At 63.7% G+C, this 15,709-nt stretch carries 20 protein-coding genes and 1 pseudogene; 6 read left to right on the forward strand and 15 right to left on the reverse strand.

The window, feature by feature from the left end; translation table 11 throughout:
* Positions 1 to 60 precede the first annotated feature (60 nt).
* From ABWW33_RS11790 to ABWW33_RS11810, 5 genes and pseudogenes are all read right to left on the reverse strand, one after another.
* A complete protein-coding gene (locus tag ABWW33_RS11790) occupies positions 61 to 918 on the reverse strand; it encodes a DUF3034 family protein (protein ID WP_353402013.1) in 858 nt (285 codons plus the stop codon).
* Between the two features lie 45 nt (positions 919 to 963).
* Positions 964 to 1,365: pseudogene (locus ABWW33_RS11795) on the reverse strand (group I truncated hemoglobin); the annotation flags it as partial.
* A 17-nt stretch (positions 1,366 to 1,382) separates the two neighbouring features.
* On the reverse strand, positions 1,383 to 1,805 hold the full coding sequence (locus ABWW33_RS11800) for a PaaI family thioesterase (protein ID WP_353401714.1): 423 nt from the start codon (positions 1,803 to 1,805) through the stop codon (positions 1,383 to 1,385).
* A 58-nt stretch (positions 1,806 to 1,863) separates the two neighbouring features.
* A complete protein-coding gene (locus ABWW33_RS11805) occupies positions 1,864 to 2,568 on the reverse strand; it encodes an anti-sigma factor (RefSeq protein WP_353401715.1) in 705 nt (234 codons plus the stop codon).
* Positions 2,565 to 3,152 (reverse strand): sigma-70 family RNA polymerase sigma factor, encoded by a 588-nt coding sequence (locus tag ABWW33_RS11810; RefSeq protein WP_353401717.1) that lies wholly within the window; start codon positions 3,150 to 3,152, stop codon positions 2,565 to 2,567. Before ABWW33_RS11810 ends, ABWW33_RS11805 begins: the two co-directional genes overlap by 4 nt.
* Positions 3,153 to 3,308: 156 nt before the next feature.
* Between ABWW33_RS11810 and ABWW33_RS11815 the strand changes: the two genes are divergently transcribed.
* Genes ABWW33_RS11815 through ABWW33_RS11830 form a run of 4 tightly spaced genes read left to right on the forward strand, consistent with a single transcriptional unit; the run spans position 3,309 to position 7,415 of the window.
* A complete protein-coding gene (locus tag ABWW33_RS11815) occupies positions 3,309 to 4,838 on the forward strand; it encodes a DUF4331 domain-containing protein (RefSeq protein WP_353401719.1) in 1,530 nt (509 codons plus the stop codon).
* The gene (locus ABWW33_RS11820) at positions 4,835 to 5,071 is read left to right on the forward strand and encodes a hypothetical protein (RefSeq protein WP_353401721.1); all 237 of its coding nucleotides are present in this window, start codon (positions 4,835 to 4,837) and stop codon (positions 5,069 to 5,071) included. The genes ABWW33_RS11815 and ABWW33_RS11820 overlap by 4 nt, the downstream gene beginning before the upstream one ends.
* A 59-nt stretch (positions 5,072 to 5,130) precedes the next feature.
* The gene (locus ABWW33_RS11825) at positions 5,131 to 6,297 is read left to right on the forward strand and encodes a tetratricopeptide repeat protein (RefSeq protein ID WP_353401723.1); all 1,167 of its coding nucleotides are present in this window, start codon (positions 5,131 to 5,133) and stop codon (positions 6,295 to 6,297) included.
* On the forward strand, positions 6,294 to 7,415 hold the full coding sequence (locus ABWW33_RS11830) for a HupE/UreJ family protein (protein ID WP_353401725.1): 1,122 nt from the start codon (positions 6,294 to 6,296) through the stop codon (positions 7,413 to 7,415). Before ABWW33_RS11825 ends, ABWW33_RS11830 begins: the two co-directional genes overlap by 4 nt.
* Here ABWW33_RS11830 and ABWW33_RS11835 read toward each other — a convergent pair whose 3' ends face one another.
* From ABWW33_RS11835 to yfcF, 6 genes are all read right to left on the reverse strand, one after another.
* The gene (locus ABWW33_RS11835) at positions 7,416 to 8,078 is read right to left on the reverse strand and encodes a uracil-DNA glycosylase (RefSeq protein ID WP_353401727.1); all 663 of its coding nucleotides are present in this window, start codon (positions 8,076 to 8,078) and stop codon (positions 7,416 to 7,418) included.
* A gap of 12 nt (positions 8,079 to 8,090) precedes the next feature.
* The gene (locus tag ABWW33_RS11840; RefSeq protein ID WP_353401729.1) at positions 8,091 to 8,468 is read right to left on the reverse strand and encodes a type II toxin-antitoxin system VapC family toxin; all 378 of its coding nucleotides are present in this window, start codon (positions 8,466 to 8,468) and stop codon (positions 8,091 to 8,093) included.
* Positions 8,468 to 8,704, reverse strand: coding sequence for a type II toxin-antitoxin system Phd/YefM family antitoxin (locus ABWW33_RS11845; protein ID WP_176653285.1), 237 nt, complete (start codon positions 8,702 to 8,704; stop codon positions 8,468 to 8,470). The genes ABWW33_RS11840 and ABWW33_RS11845 overlap by 1 nt, the downstream gene beginning before the upstream one ends.
* A gap of 172 nt (positions 8,705 to 8,876) precedes the next feature.
* Complete coding sequence (lipA, locus tag ABWW33_RS11850; RefSeq protein WP_176653284.1) at positions 8,877 to 9,866, reverse strand: lipoyl synthase; 990 nt, start codon at positions 9,864 to 9,866, stop codon at positions 8,877 to 8,879.
* 31 nt (positions 9,867 to 9,897) lie between these two features.
* Positions 9,898 to 10,608 (reverse strand): lipoyl(octanoyl) transferase LipB, encoded by a 711-nt coding sequence (gene lipB, locus ABWW33_RS11855; RefSeq protein ID WP_353401731.1) that lies wholly within the window; start codon positions 10,606 to 10,608, stop codon positions 9,898 to 9,900.
* 14 nt (positions 10,609 to 10,622) lie between these two features.
* Positions 10,623 to 11,252 carry a glutathione transferase gene (yfcF, locus tag ABWW33_RS11860; protein ID WP_353401732.1) on the reverse strand — a complete coding sequence of 210 codons (630 nt, stop codon included), beginning with the start codon at positions 11,250 to 11,252 and terminating at the stop codon, positions 10,623 to 10,625.
* A gap of 122 nt (positions 11,253 to 11,374) precedes the next feature.
* Here yfcF and gcvA point away from each other — a divergent pair, with 122 nt between their 5' ends.
* Positions 11,375 to 12,274: a transcriptional regulator GcvA gene (gene gcvA, locus ABWW33_RS11865; protein ID WP_353401734.1), complete on the forward strand. Its 900-nt coding sequence runs from the start codon at positions 11,375 to 11,377 to the stop codon at positions 12,272 to 12,274.
* A 1-nt stretch (position 12,275) separates the two neighbouring features.
* Here the strand turns inward: gcvA and ABWW33_RS11870 are convergent, their stop codons facing one another.
* The 4 genes from ABWW33_RS11870 to ABWW33_RS11885 form a co-directional block, all read right to left on the reverse strand.
* Entirely contained in the window at positions 12,276 to 12,551 is a 276-nt protein-coding gene (locus ABWW33_RS11870) for a DUF493 family protein (protein ID WP_176653280.1), read from the reverse strand.
* 79 nt (positions 12,552 to 12,630) lie between these two features.
* Entirely contained in the window at positions 12,631 to 13,443 is an 813-nt protein-coding gene (locus ABWW33_RS11875; protein ID WP_353401735.1) for a hypothetical protein, read from the reverse strand.
* Between the two features lie 31 nt (positions 13,444 to 13,474).
* Complete coding sequence (locus ABWW33_RS11880) at positions 13,475 to 14,260, reverse strand: DUF2491 family protein (protein ID WP_353401737.1); 786 nt, start codon at positions 14,258 to 14,260, stop codon at positions 13,475 to 13,477.
* A 1-nt stretch (position 14,261) separates the two neighbouring features.
* Positions 14,262 to 15,041: a hypothetical protein gene (locus ABWW33_RS11885; protein ID WP_353401739.1), complete on the reverse strand. Its 780-nt coding sequence runs from the start codon at positions 15,039 to 15,041 to the stop codon at positions 14,262 to 14,264.
* Positions 15,042 to 15,127: 86 nt separating this feature from the next.
* Between ABWW33_RS11885 and ABWW33_RS11890 the strand changes: the two genes are divergently transcribed.
* Positions 15,128 to 15,613 (forward strand): phage regulatory CII family protein, encoded by a 486-nt coding sequence (locus ABWW33_RS11890; RefSeq protein ID WP_176653276.1) that lies wholly within the window; start codon positions 15,128 to 15,130, stop codon positions 15,611 to 15,613.
* The last annotated feature ends 96 nt before the right edge of the window (positions 15,614 to 15,709 follow it).

The raw sequence follows: 15,709 nt of genomic DNA on the forward strand, positions 1-15,709 counted from the left end.
TGTAGCAGCCGCTACAGTAGAGCTCGTGTCCGAATGTCGGATCTGACCCCGGATTGTTTTTTAGAATCCCGCTTGCGCGGACAGGTATAGTCCGTGCTGCTTCTTCGGATTGAAGATCGTGATATCCCCAAGTTCCGCATACGCCGCGGTGAGCGAGAAGTTCCTGCTTGGGAACCAGGCCACGAAGGCGTCGTAGTACGCCTTTTCGTTGTCCACGCCCAGGTTGTGCGGCTTGCGGCGATACTCGGCGCCCACCGCCAGCTTGCGGTTGACCAGATAGGCCACCGACACCTCCGGCATCAGCCGCATGCTGTCGCCCCGGTCGCCGCCGAATCCCAACAGACCCATCTGGTTGGCGCGGGTTGCGCGCAGCGTGCCGTTCAGCAGCAGGCTTTGCTTGAACAATATCTTGGTCGCCGCCACATAGTAATCGTAGCCGTGATCGTCGCTGGCGCCCAGCTGCTTGACGTTGCTCACGCCCAGCGCGCCGAGGCCGCCTATGCCCTTGTTGCGCTTGTACAGCACGCCGATCGCCACCTGCGGCATCGGGCTGTCCTGCTCGTAGACGGCGTCGCCGACCACCTTCAGCTTCAGGCCGAGGATGTCCTGCTTGATGTTGAGCAGGTTCAGCGGCGCCAGGCTGCCTTTGAATTCCTGCCTGGCCAGTGAAATCTCCAGCCGGTCGGCAATGCCCACCGCTACGCCGTAGCTGTTCAGCGTGTAATCCTGGGTGCTGATATAGGTGTAGTGCGCGTTTGCGCCCCAGCTGTCGCGCGAGCCATAGCCGGTGACCAGCGCCCACGGCGTGATGCCGCCGCCGCCCGCGCCCTCGACCTGGCTGACGCCGCCGGTGGCGAGGAATTTACCCAGGTCCGGACGGGTCTGCGCAGTCTGCGCGGTCACGATGGCGCGCTGCATCGGCGCCAGCTTCGCGATCAGCTTGTTCGAGACGCCGCTCGGCACATTGTTCTGTTCCATCGCGATCTGCAAATCCTCGGCCAGCGCATTGAACATGGCGTTGGTGATCTTCAAATCCTGGTGCACGGTGGCCATGTCGCGCACGGTGCCGACGCCGTCCATGGTCTTGTCGCGGTATTTGCCGGTGTACTTGCACGGGCCGCCGGCGAACTCGCAGAACTGCTCCTGCAGGCGCACATTCAGCTGCTCCATGTCGAAATCGGCAAAGCTTTCCTTGATGCGGGGATCGGCCAGCACCATGGGGATGAAGGTGTCGACGATCTTCTTGATGCCTTCCTTGCCGCCCAGCCCGCGGTAAGTCGAGTCTTCGGTATACGGGGTTTGCGCCATCGCCAGCGACGACGCCAGCAGCAGGCCACAGCCAGCGAGCTTCGTGAGTTGCTTCATATAGACCGCTCCTGTGCCTACTTGGGATAGAGGACCATCTGCGTGCAGCGGAACAACGCTATTGTTTTGCCAGTGGCCTTGTTGCTGACCACCGCATCCCAGACCTGCGTGGTACGGCCCAGGTGCACCAGCTTGGCGGTCGCCACGACCGTGCCGTCGCGCGCGGTGCCCAAGTGGTTGGACTTCAATTCAATGGTGGTGAAGTTCTGGGCGTCGTCGGGCAGGTGCGAGAAACAGGCATAGCCGCAGGCGGTGTCGGCCAGCGTGACCACGCTGCCGGCATGCAGGAAGCCGTTAGGCGCCAGATGCTGTGGCGTGACCGTGAACTCGGCCACGATCTCGCCCTCGCGCACGCCGGTGATGACGATGCCCAGATGGTCCGGCAAAGTGCCTTTGCCGAAGTGGTTGAAATACTCCGGCGTGAATTTGCTGGCGTCCATGTGGTCTTTCGCGAATGAGGGCATGTGCCCGGTACCCGCGATGATACCAATTTTCACCCTACATCATGCGGACCCAGTTGCCTTTGTACAGGATAGGGCCGGTGGGGCCGTTCGGGTTCGGCGAGCCGCCCTTCGGTTCCAGCGACACCGCCAGCAGGGCCACGTCGGCGCCGATGGCACCCGGCGTCAGCGCCAGCCTGACTTCGCCCCGATCGGCCAGCAGGCCCAGCGAGCGCGGATTGCCCGATTTAGGCACGGCCCACAGTTGCAGTTGCTTGTCGCTCGGCACGGGCGCGTTGCCGACCAGGCGCACCGTCATCGCCTTGCGGCCGCTGTCGCCGGTCAGCACCAGCGCGGTCCGGGATTGTTCGTCGGTCAGCGTGGCGACGTAGTCGAGCGACGGCGTCTCCAGCATGCGCACCGAGATGACCACCACCAGCAAGGCCGCCACGGCGGTCGACGCCACGCCCAGCCCGCGCCAGAAGGTCAGCGACTGGTTGCGCCAGAACTGCCAGGCCGGATAGCTGCGCGGCAGGTTCAGGCGGCGCTCGATGTCGTTCCACACCTGCTTGCGCGGGGCGCGCGCCGACGAGAATTCGGCCAGCGGCGCCAGCCGGTCCTGCCATTCCATGGTGATGCGGCGCAGCGCAGCGTCGTTGTGCAGATAGCTTTCGAAGCGGCGGCGCGCGCCGCCCTTCAGCGTGCCCAGCACATATTCCGCGGCCAGCTTTTCGCGCAGCGGAGCGTTGTCGCGAAGGTTCATGCGCGCTCCATTTTCGCCAGGCAGGTTTTCAGTTTGTCGAGGCTACGGCGTATCCAGGTCTTGACGGTGCCGATCGGCAGCGCCATCTGCGCCGCCACTTCGCTGTGCGACAGGTCGTGGAAAAACGCCAGGCCAAGCACCTGCCGCTGCAGTCCCTCGAGCGCGGACATGCAATAGGCCAGCGCCTTCGCGTCGCGGCTCATTTCCAGCGCCTCGATGGGCGTGGAGGCAGGGTCCCGCAGTGCATTGATCACCTCGCTGTCAAACTGCTCACCGTCGATCTCGGCGTTCACCTCGCTGCGGCGCAGCAGATCGAAAGCCTTGTTGCGTACGATGGTCGTCATCCAGGTCATCGGCGCGGCCAGATGACTTTGATAACTACCGGCATTGTTCCAGATCGCGACGAAACTCTCTTGCAGCACCTCTTCGGCCAGCTCACGCTTACCCAATATACGCAGCGCGAAGCCAAACAGTTTCGCCGATGTTGCATCGTAGAGCGCACGGAAGGCGACGGCGTCGCGCCGTGCGGCGCCTTGCAGCCAGGTACGCAGCTGCTGGGGATCGAGGTTTTTCGCGTCGGACACCGATGGCCTTGGAAGTGAGGGGAAAGGAAAAAGCTGCAAGCGTCAGCAAAATACCATATTACCGAATTCTCAAAAAATAAATCTTATCGAATCTGAATCCGGCGCGCCTCCCCCCGCGTATATCACCCCGCAGCACTAACCATAGGGGAGATCGAGATGCACACTTTCATCAAGCACGCCATGGGCGTGGCGATACTGGGCACACTGGCGGGCGCACTGGCGCCGGCGGCGATGGCGTCCAGCCACCGCGAAGCACCGTTCGTTACGCAAAGTCCCAAAGTCGACGGAACCGACTTCTACATGTTCCGCAGCTACGAAACGGGACGCGCCAGCTATGTCACGCTGATCGCCGACTACATTCCGCTACAGGACGCCTACGGCGGCCCGAACTACTTCAGCATGGATCCGAACGCGCTGTACGAGATCCACATCGACAACAACGGCGACGCCAAGGAAGACCTGACCTTCCAGTTCCGCTTCACCAACACCAACAAGGACACCAAGCTCACCGTCGGCGGCAAGCAGGTCTCGATACCGCTGGTGATCAACGGCGGCGCCATCGCCGGGCCGAACGCGGCCGGCGCCAATGTGCGTGAAACCTACACCGTCAGCGTGGTGCGCGGCGACCGCCGCAGCGGCACCAAGGCCGCGGTGACCAATGCGGCCGACGGCAGCAGCACCTTCGACAAGCCGCTCGACAACATCGGCAACAAGTCGATCCCCAACTACGCGGCCTACGCGGCGGCGCACGTCTACAACGTCAACATCCCCGGCTGCAGCACACCGGCGCGCATGTTCGTCGGCCAGCGCAAGGATCCGTTCGTGGTCAACCTGGGCGAGACCTTCGACCTGGTCAACATCAAGGCCCCGGCCACAGAGTTCAACGCCAACGCCGAGAAGGCCGCCAAGGACGACCTGGCCGACAAGAACGTGACCTCGATCGAGCTTGAAGTGGCGGCTTCGTGCCTGACCGCCGCCGGCAGCAGCGATCCGGTGATCGGCGGCTGGACCACGGCGTCGCTGCGCCAGGGCCGCTTGCTGAACCCGACGCCAAACTCCGGCAGCCCGTCGAAGGAAGGCGGCGCCTGGACCCAGGTGTCGCGTCTCGGCGCGCCGCTGGTGAACGAAGTGGTCATCGGCCTCAAGGACAAGGACACCTTCAACGCCAGCAAGCCGTCCGGCGACGGCCAGTTCGCCACCTACGTCACCAACCCGACGCTGCCGGCGCTGATCGAGATCCTGTACGGCAGCGCCGGCGCCAAGGCGCCGACCAACTTCCCGCGCAACGACCTGGTGGCGGCCTTCCTCACCGGCGTCAAGGGCCTGAACCAGCCGGCCACGGTGACCGCGTCGGAGATGCTGCGCCTGAATACTTCGACGCCGGTGACCGCCATCGGCGCGCAAAACCGCCTTGGCGTGATCGGCGGCGACAATGCCGGCTTCCCGAACGGCCGCCGTCCCGGCGACGATGTGGTCGACATCGCGCTGCGCGTGGTGATGGGCAAGCTGTGCACCCTGAACCTGGGCTGCGCCCCGGCCGACGCGCCAGCCGGCGCGCTGCACTTCACCGACGGCGCATATCTGGACGAGACCTTCTTCAACGCTGGATTCCCATACCTGAAAACCCCGATCCCGGGTTCGCCGCAAACCGGCGCCGTGATCCAGGCCAACCGGAGGGCGCCATGAAATATCTGAGCCTGATTGCGCTGCTGGTGCTCAGCGCCTGCGGCGGCAGCACCCACTACGAAGACCACACGCCGCCGGCGCCGCCATCGCCGCCGGTGGTGATGCTCGACGCGTTCTACACCGCCGTGCTGGCCCTGATCGGCGACGGCGCCGAAACCACCACCGAGCCGGTGGCGATCGATACCGTCGCCGCCACCGCGCCGGAGGATACGGAACCGGTCGCATACAAGTAAGCCATATACCGACAGGGCGGACGTGGAATGGTCCGCCCTTGCGGCGTTTTGAGGTCATCATGAAAACTGTATTTTTCGCATTGGCGCTGGCTGGCGCGGCGGCCCAGGCCACGCCCTATATTCCGGCCAACGGCCAGCAAGTGATCGAAACCCTGCCAAGGCGCGGCGATCCGGTACAACAGGAGCTGCGCCGTCTGCGCAGCGAATTGAACGCGCGTCCCAACGACATGGCGCTGGCCGCCGAGCTGGCCAGGCGTTACATCGCGCTGGCCCGCAGCGAGACCGATCCGCGTTACCTTGGTTATGCACAAGCGGCGCTGGCGCCGTGGTGGTGGCTGTCCACTCCGCCGCCGCAGGTGCGCCTGCTGCGCGCGACGCTGCTGCAAAGCACCCACCAATTCGGTCCGGCGCTGGACGACTTGAAGGCCGTACTGGCGGCCGATCCGAACAACGCCCAGGCGTGGTTGACGCAGGCCACCGTGCAAACCGTGCGCGGCGACTACACCGGCGCCACTGCCAGTTGCGCGCGGCTGTCTACCACGTCGATCGAACTGGTCACCATCACCTGCATCGCCAACGTCGGCACGATGACTGGGCGATCGCAGAAAAGCGAACAGCTGCTGGACCTGACGCTGGAACGCAGCGCCAACGCACCGGCGCAATTGCAGGTATGGGCGCTGACGCTGCTGGCCGAAATGGCGCAGCGCCGTGGCGATGCGGCCGTTGCCGAAGCCCGCTACAAGCGTGCGCTGGCGCTGCATCCGCGCGACAGTTATCTGCTGGGCGCCTACGCCGACTTCCTGCTGGAGCAGAAGCGGGCGGCCGAAGTCGTCGCACTGCTGGCGGACCAGACTCGCATCGACGCGCTGCTGCTGCGCCGGACGCTGGCCTTGCAGCAGCAGGGCGCCTCTCAAGCGCTGGCCAGCGACGTCAAGGAACTGGCTGCCCGCTTCGACGCCGCCGCCCTGCGCGGCGACACCGTGCACCAACGCGAGCAGGCGCGCTTTGAGCTGCTGCTGCGCCAGGACACGTCCACCGCGCTGACACTGGCGCGCAAGAACTGGACGGTGCAGAAAGAGCCCGCCGACATGCGCATCCTGCTGGAGTCGGCCTTGAAGGCGCGCGACGCCGACGCCGCCCGGCCGGTGCTGGACTGGATCGCGCGGAACGGCACCGAGGACGTGACGGCCGCTCGCCTGATCCGTCAACTGAACACGGGGACATGATGAAACGCCTGCTCTTGATCCTTGCGCTGCTGTGCGGCGCCGCGTCGCCGGCATGGGCGCACAAGCCCAGCGACAGCTACCTGTCGCTGGAGGTGCAGGGCGATCGCGTCACCGGACAATGGGACATCGCGCTGCGCGACCTCGACTTCGCCATCGGTCTGGACCAGGATGGCGACGGCAAGCTGACCTGGGACGAGATCCGCCAGCACCATGCGGCGATTGCCGCCTACGCGCTGGCGCGCCTGGGCATCGCCACCGACAAGGGCGCCTGCACAATCGACACCGGCGAGCAGCTGATCGACAACCACACCGACGGCGCCTACAACGTGCTGCGTTTTCGCGCGATCTGTCCAAGCCCGGTGGCGGAGCTGACGATCAACTACCGCCTGTTCGCCGATCTCGATCCACAGCACAAAGGCTTGCTGCGGCTGACGCGCGACGGCGAGACGTCCACCGCCATCTTCGATCCGGCGCACGCAAGACAGACCTTGTCGCTGGCGGCGCCGGACCGGCTGGCGCAATTCGGCGCGTATGTGAAGGACGGAATCTGGCATATCTGGATAGGCTACGACCATATCCTGTTCCTGCTGTCGCTGCTGCTGCCGGCGGTGATGCTGGGTGCGCGCGGCGCGCCGTCCGACAGCCTGCGCGCCTCCTTCATCGACGTGCTGAAAGTGGTGACGGCCTTCACGCTGGCGCACTCGCTGACCTTGACGCTGGCCAGCCTGTCGCTGATCTCGCTGCCGTCGCGCTGGGTGGAATCGGCGATTGCGGCCTCGGTGATACTGGCGGCGGTGAACAATCTCTATCCGCTGTTTCGCGGACGGCGTCCGGTGGCGGCTTTCTGTTTCGGCCTGATCCACGGCTTCGGTTTCGCCAGCGTGCTGATCGACCTGGGCTTGCCGCAGGGTGCGCTGCTGACGAGCTTATTCGGATTTAACCTGGGCGTGGAGATCGGCCAGTTGTGCATCGTGGCGCTGTTCCTGCCGCTGGCGTTCGCGCTGCGCGGCACCTGGTTCTATCGGCGCCTGCTGACCGGCGGCTCGGCCGCCATCGCGATGCTGGCGGTGGTGTGGTTCGTCGAACGCGCGTTCGACCTGAAGCTGATCGGCGCCTGATCAGGCCCAGAGGATGGGCGCCTGGCCGTTGGCCGCAAGATAGTCGTTGGCGCGCGAGAACGGCTTGCTGCCGAAGAAGCCCTTGTGCGCGGAGAACGGCGATGGGTGGGGCGAGGTGATGACCAGATGCTTGCGCGTATCGATCAACGCTTTCTTTGCGATCGCGTAGCTGCCCCACAGGACGAACACGATGCGCTCGCGCTGTTCGGACAGCAGGCGGATCGCGCTGTCGGTGAACGTTTCCCAACCCTTGTTGGCGTGAGAGCCGGCCTCGCGGGCGCGCACGGTCAACACGCTGTTCAGCAGGAACACGCCTTGCCCGGCCCAATCCGACAGATCGGTTTGCCGACGCCCGACACCCAGGTCGTTGTGCAATTCCTGGAAGATGTTCTGCAGGCTGGGCTGCGGACGGTTGCCGTCCGGGACCGAGAAGCAAAAGCCCATCGCCGCGCCGGGCGTGTGATACGGATCCTGGCCGAGGATGACGACCTTGACGTCGTCGAACGGTGTCAGATCGAAGGCCCTGAAGATGTTCTTGCCGGCGGGGCAGCACTGGCCCGCCGCATACTCCGCCCGCACGAACGAAGTCAGGCTTTCCCAATAAGGCTGTTCAAACTCCCGCTCCAACCGCGCCTTCCAGGAAGCCTCGATACGAACACTCATTGATTCCTCGATTCAGACTATTTCGACAAGTTCGGAATAGTCCGCCAAAACCCGGTCGGCGGTCAATAGTTTCATGGGGCCGCATATTGCTTGAGCGACCAGCATGCGGTCAAATGGGTCGCGATGGAGGGAAGGTAACAGTCCGACTTGTACAGCGTGCTTGTACGAGACGATCAGCTCCTGGAATCCGTCCCGTGCGATGTTTGCGACAAGCTCGTTTAAGTCCAGATCCAGCTTTCTGGCCTGAACCTTAATTGCAGTTTCCCAAATCGAGACACTACTAACGTAAACTGCAGGGGCTGTCGCGATAAGCGCTCGTGAGCGGCCAGGCAATTTTCGACTGTCCTGCAACCACCAGAGCAAGATATGCGTATCCAACAATAGTTGCACTATTTTCCCTCGAAGGCGGCCTGAATGTCTTCGGGGAGCGGCGCGTCAAAATCATCGGCGATCCAGATCTTACCTTTCATGGAGCCAGGTTTGCGCAACGTCGAGTGAGCGTGGATTGCCAGCAGTCGTGCCACGGGCTTACCGTCTGCCGTAATGATGACTTCTTCCCCATTGGAGGCGTCATCGATCAGAGCTGAAAGCCTGGCTTTCGCTTCGCTAATATCAATCGCAGGCATTTTGCTCTCCTACTCGGAAAACCTCAGTTTAGTCTTGAGGCGCACAAAGGCAAGCAATACAAATTACTACGATCTGATATGGCTCAACGCCTGTTTTCATCCGGCCCTATTCAGGCGAAAAAAAAGTAAGCCGTCTTTCGAGGGCTTACTTTTTCTGCTTCGTTGAGTTTTTTTATACAGCGGCTGCCAACACGTTATGGGCTTGTTCGTCCGCGTGGTAGGAGCTGCGGACCATGGCGCCGACGGCGGCGTGCTTGAAGCCCATTTTGTAGGCTTCTTCTTCGAACATCTTGAACACGTCCGGGTGCACGTAGCGGCGCACCGGCAGGTGGCTGTTCGACGGCGCCAGATACTGGCCGATGGTCAGCATGTCGATGTTGTGTTCGCGCATGTCACGCATCACTTGCAGGATCTCTTCGTCGGTCTCGCCCAGGCCGACCATGATGCCGGACTTGGTCTTCACCTCTGGGTACAGCTCCTTAAATTCCTTCAGCAGCTGCAGCGAGTGCATGTAGTCCGAACCCGGACGCGCTTCCTTGTACAGGCGCGGCACGGTTTCCAGGTTGTGGTTCATCACGTCCGGCAGGCCGTCCTTGAAGATGGTCAGCGCTTTTTCCAGGCGGCCGCGGAAGTCCGGCACCAGCACTTCGATCTGGGTCTTCGGCGACAGCGCGCGGGTGTTCTGGATGCACTCGACGAAGTGGCCGGCGCCGCCGTCGCGCAAGTCATCGCGGTCCACCGAGGTGATCACGACGTAGCTCAGGCGCAGCTCGGCGATGGTCTTCGACAGGTTGAATGGCTCTTCCTTGTCCAGCGGATCCGGACGGCCATGGCCGACGTCGCAGAACGGGCAGCGGCGGGTGCACTTGTCGCCCATGATCATGAAGGTCGCCGTGCCCTTGCCGAAGCATTCGCCGATGTTCGGGCAGCTCGCTTCTTCGCACACGGTCACCAGCTTGTTCTCGCGCAGGATGTCCTTGATCTCGTAGAAACGGGTCGAGGCCGATGCGGCCTTGACGCGGATCCACTCCGGCTTTTTCAAACGCTCAACTTGCTCGATCGGCACGATCTTGATCGGGATGCGCGCGGTTTTGCTGGCGCCTTTTTGCTTTTCGCTCGGGTTGTAAGCTGGGGCAACGCTGGAGGTGGTTTCAGAAGTCATTTGGCTGCGTGCCCTTGCGGGCAAAGTGTGGTTATTCGTGTAGTGCAGGTTCCGTTACATCCAGAACGTGTATCAATTCTTCGGCCAGCTGCTGTTGTACATCTGACAGCAGCGCGTGGGCGCCGACGGTGCGCATGTCGACCGTTTCCAGTCCGGCATAGCCGCAGGGATTAATCCAGGAAAACGGGGCCAGATCCATCGCCACATTCAGCGACAGCCCATGATAGGTGCAACCGTTGCCGCGCACTTTCAAGCCGAGCGCGGCGATTTTGGCGCCTTTTTTCGGTCCGCCGGCCATATAAATGCCCGGCGCGCCTTGAATCCGCTCACCGACGAGATTATACGCCCCCAGGACGTTGATGATCGCCTGCTCGATTTTCTTGACGAATTGCCGGGCATACAGCTTGCCGCCCGGCTTGTTACGGCGCAGGTCCATCAGCATGTAGATCACCACCTGGCCGGGGCCGTGGTAGGTCACTTCGCCGCCGCGGTCGGTCTGCACCACCGGGATCGTATCGGCGCCAGCCAGCAGGTGGCCGCGGTCGGCGCCCAGGCCCAGCGTGAACACGGGCGGGTGCTCGACGATCCACAGTTCGTCGCGGGTGTCCGGCGTGCGGGCGTCGGTGAAGGCCCGCATCGCGGCGAAAGTGCTGTCGTAGTCGGCCAGGCCGAGATGGCGTATCAGCGCCGGTCCGGCTGGATGCCCGGCTTGGAGTGGCTCGGCTTGAGGTAGGGACGTCATGCCGACATTATAAATCAGCCCGGCTGGTGGCGCTCCAGCCACTGCCGGACCGACGGCCGCTGCCACTGGCCGGCGGCGTAATCCTTCAATTTTTGCGGCACCTCGTCACCGTTCAGGATAAGCCGGTTCAGCATGACGGCCAGGTCGACGTCGGCAATCGACCACTCGCCGAACAGGTTGGCGCCGCCTTCCGGCACGAACTGGCTGGCGGCGTGGATCAGCTTGTCAGCGGCGGCGCGGCCGGCGGCCGTCAGCGGCAGGCAGGCTTTACCAAAAAACACTGTTTCCGTATCCCGCTCGGCGCGCACCGGCAGCAGGTCGCTGCGCAGCCAGGCCTGGATCTGCCGCGCCCGGGCACGCTGGCGCTTGTCTTTCGGGTACAGCGCGACGTATTCCGGCGCCGGGAAGGTCTCTTCCAGGTATTCGGTAATGGCGGTCGACTCGGTCAACACAAAATCCCCCTCGACCAGCGCCGGCACGCGGGCGGTCAGCGCGCGGTCGCAGTAGGCGCTCTGCTTTTGCTGGCCGGCTTCCAGGTCCACCGTCTTGACGGTGAATGGCAGGCCTTTTTCGGTCAGCGCCACAAAGGCCGACATGGCGTAAGGGCTGGTGAAAAGACTATCGACGTACAGTTCAAAAGGCATGATGGCTCCGGCTAGAGTAGATTTATTCACATGGTAAACCTTGCCGTAGCGCCTGTATAACGTTATATTTTCGTGATTCTTGTTAGATTTATTCACAAAGTTATCCACAGCATGCCGACCTGATGAGCGCCAGCCGCCGCCTGCCCAATTTTTCCGCCTTGCGCGCCTTCGAGGCGGCGGCCCGTCATGAGAACTTCTCGCGGGCGGCGGAAGAGTTGCATCTGACGCACGGCGCGATCAGCCATCAGGTACGGGCTTTGGAAGAGGAACTGGGGCGGCCGCTGTTCGTCCGCAACGGCCGGCAGGTGAAAATAACTAGCGATGCGCTGAAATTTGCCCAGTTTTTAGGCAAGGCCTTTGCCGACATCGGCATGGCGGCGGACGCGTTGCGGGCCGCCAGCGTCAACCAGCGGCTGACGATTTCATCGATTCCATCGTTCGCGGCGCGCTGGCTGGCGCCCCGGCTGGGCCGGTTTATCGACCTGTATCCGGATATCGAGGTGGTACTGCAGTCCAGCGGGCAACTGCAGGATCTGGCGCGCGACGGCATCGACGTCGGCATCCGCTTCGGCCGGGGCAACTATCCCGGGCTGGTGGTGCAGCGCCTGATGGGCGACGTGTATTACCCGGTAGTGAGTCCCCACTATCGCCGTGGAGCCTGTCCCGCCACACCGCAGGAATTGCCGCAGCATACGCTGCTGCGCTCGGTGGAGCCGTGGTCGCCGTGGCTGCAGGCCGCCAGGGTCGACATGGCCGAGCCGTCGGGCGGGCTGATGTTCGAGGATTTGTCGATGCTGATACGCTCCGCCGCCGACGGCAACGGGGTGGCGCTGGTGCGCCATGTGGTGGCGATGCAGGAGATCGCCTCCGGGCAGCTGGTGCGGCTGTTCGATATCGCCACGCCGTGCCCGGATGAGTATTTCTTCGTCTCGCCGCCCGGCGCGGCCGGCAAGCCGCAGGTGCTGGCGTTCCGCGACTGGCTGCTGGCCGAGGTGGCCGCCTTCCAGCGCCAGCAGGGTTGATTTACATCACGATCTTGACCATCGGGTGTGCCGACAGTTCGGAGTACAGCGCGTCGAGCTGTTCGCGGCTGATGGCGCGCACGGTCACGGTCAGGCCGGTGTAATTGCCCTTGGCCGAAGGACGCACTTCCATCTTGCCTTCGTGGAAATCCGGGTCATGCTTTTGCACGACCAGCACGATGGTCGGGGCAAAGTCGATATGAGTCGGCCCCATCACCTTGATCGGGAAGTCGCTCGGGTACTCGATGAGGGACTCTGACGGCGGGATCGCTTCCATATTCATTCCAATCAAAAAAGAAAACCGGCGGCATCAACGCGATGCCGCCGGCCTCTATTGTAGCCAATTCAGCGCTGGCCTATGCTTTGCCCATCTCCAGCGCGGGCGCGTCCGGCGCGGCCAACTGCGGCGCCGGCTGCTGGCCGGACAGGCGTTGCAGCCTTGCCAGGGCCGATTCGTTGCCCAGCGCCGGCTGGCTGACCGACTTGCGGATCGCCTCGAGTTCGGCCGCCTGGTCGTGCGGACGCTGGCCGATGTCGTTGACGATCTTCAGGCCGGCCGCCTCGTTGCTGACGTTCTGGGCCCGGCGGGTCAGCGCGTTCAGCGCGCTGGAGTTGCCCTGCATGCCGCTCAGCCCGGCCAGCTGGCTCTGGCGCTCGGCGCGCAGTTTCTGCAGATCCTGCTGGGCGCGGGCCGAGGCCAGCGCCTGCATCGCCTTCTTCGCGGCCGAATCGAACTCGGCCAACTGCTTCGACAGCGCGTCGACGATGGTCTGCAGTTCGTTCATATACTGCTTGGCATCCGCTTCCTCCTGCAATTCCAGCGGCATGCGCGCCTTGTTCGCTTCCAGCTCGTCGCAGAACAGCGTGATCGTCGCTTCCGAAATCTTGCCGGCGGCCAGGCGGTCGGCCAGGGTGCCGGCGGCCTGCTCGTCGGTGGCGATCAGCTGGCGCAGCTTGACCACGTCCGCCGCTTCCTTGTCGAAGGAGGAGCGGGCGGCGGCCAGTTTCTGCGCGGTGGCGCGCAGGCTGTCGGCCAGGCGGTCGCGGTCGGCCTCGGTGGCGGTTTCCGGGTCGAAGTTGGCGATCGCTTCGGATACGCGGTCGCCCAGCGCGCCGAAATGCTTGGTGATCAAACGCGCGGTCAAACCCCAGCCATTCAAGTTGCTCATGTCAGTCTTCCTTATCAAATAACGTTGCGCATCATTGGATAACGATGCGTTGCTGCTCAACCGGGATACCAATGACAAAGTCCACATGGATCCCGCGTTTTGATGCGTCGCCGTTCACGCTGTTGATGATTTCAGTCGTGATCAGCAAATACTCGTTGCCGCCGCCGCGCAACTGGCGCACGTACGGCATGAAATACATTTCCTGGCGCAAGCCGGTGCGGCCGCTGGCGTCGTCCAGCCGGGTTTCGCTGCCGCTGAACGGCGTGACGAACTCGGCGTTCGGGTCGCCCGCGTCGCGCCAGTAGTCGACACCGTCGCGCTCGCCGAACACCAGGTCCAGGTCGGCCTCGTCCAGCCCGATATCTCCCAGCTGCTCGCGCCACAGGGTGTAGCTGCGGTCGCCCAGGCCGGCGCCGGACTGGCCGGTGTAGGCCTCCTGGTCTTCCGCCGTTTCCGGGATCACGCGGGCCAGCTGGGTGCAATACATCAGTTCTTGCACCTGGCCCTGGCCGTCCTGGTACACCTGCAGGAATTTTTCCTTGGCATCCAGGTCGCCGGTGTCCAGGTAGTAGCGGTACAGGCCGCCGCTCTGCTTCAGGCGGATCTGCGACACGGCCACGATGCGGTTGTCGCCCTCGTCCGGCAGCGTGATCAGCGAACCGTCGCCGGCCGCGCGCAGCAGCGGCGACTGCTGCAACTGCACCACGCTGCCGATGCGCGCGCCCAGCGGCAAGTCCTGATCCGTGCGCGGTGCTTCGCTGCCGCTCAGTTTGGCCGCGCCGTTGCGCAGGTAGTTGTATGCATTCGACCAGCCCATCTCAATTCCTCTCAAATGAATAATTCGTCGCGTTGCCGGCGCGCAGGCGGCGCAGCTTGCGCACCGTGTACACCAGCGCCCAGCCGATCACGCTCAACACCGCCAGCCACACAAACCAGCGCACCACGGTGGCGCCGAACGACGGTTCCGGCGCAGCGGGTGAGGCGGCCGGGACCGGAGCACCCAGTCCCGGCATGCCGTTGACCATGCCGCTTTGCGCATCCGTCGCGGCCGGCGCCGTGCCGCTGCCGCTCGATGCCGTCGGATACGACACCGGCTGATGGCTCTGGCTCATCGCGCGGCCCAGCATGAAACCCAGCACGCCGTGCATCAGGCCGCTGCTCGGCTGCTGCACGATGACCGGCTGCTGCTGGTAGACCGGCGGTGCCTGATACACCGGCGACTGCTGCGGCCGCAAAACCGTATCGTTTGGCGGCAACGGCGCCGGCGTGGCGGCGGCGGCGCGCCGCGCATCCAGCGTTTTCAGCGCGTTGGCCTGGGCCGCGCTCTGGTCCAGGTCGCGCGAGGCGGCCGACGTGTTGCGCGGCGTGGCGGAGGCCGGCGAGCCCGGCGCCTTGCCGAACGCGCCCGGTCCGCTTTGGCGGTTGGCCGCCGGCGGCGCCGCTGGCGAGCTTTTCGAGGAGTTGCTCTTTTGTGAAGAAAAGCCGCTTTTATACGACGACGATGTGCCAGAATGTGAGGACGGCCGCGCCTCCGCGAGCGCGCTGCTGCCCAGCGCAAGGCACAAGGTCAGTAACAGGGCAGAATGAAAGGACTTCATGATGTCTTTTCGCAAATAAGTTGAATGAAAATCAGCATAGCGCCGCGCGACGGCGCTTGCATCGGTAATAAAAGGCCTGCTTCACCATGACACGTAAATATCTGGACATGAATCAACACGACGCGCTGTACAAAGTGGCGCGCAGCTATCCCGGCGGCATCGAGGCGCTGGCGCAGGCGATGGGCATCTCGGTCAATGTGCTGCGCAACAAGCTGGCGCCGACCATCGCCTCGCATTACCCGTCGTTCGAGGAAGTCTCGGCGGTGGTGGACCTGTGCCACCAGGCTGGCGTGCCGGACGCGCACCTGCCGCTGCACGCGCTGCTGGTGCGCCACGGCATGGCGGCTTTCGTGGTGCCTTCGCCGGAAAAGATCGGTGACGACGACCTGTCGCAGACGGTCTGCAAGGTGATGAGCCAGGTGGGCGCGGTGGCGGAGGCGGTATCGACCGCGCTGTTGGACGGCAAGGTCACCGCGGCCGAGGCGGATCTGATCGAACGCGAATTCCAGGGCGCGCTGTCGGCGCTGGGCGAATGGCGCGCCCGCCTGCGGCTGAAGGCCGAGCAGAGCTGACGCGGCCAAAAAAAAGCCAGCCCGAGGGCTGGCTAAAAACTATTCTCTTATCGGAAATCGGGAAATCCGGAAAATAGTTGGGGCAAATGGGTACAG

This window comes from Duganella hordei (assembly GCF_040369125.1).
In the GTDB taxonomy this organism is placed as follows: Bacteria; Pseudomonadota; Gammaproteobacteria; order Burkholderiales; family Burkholderiaceae_D; genus Rugamonas; species Rugamonas hordei.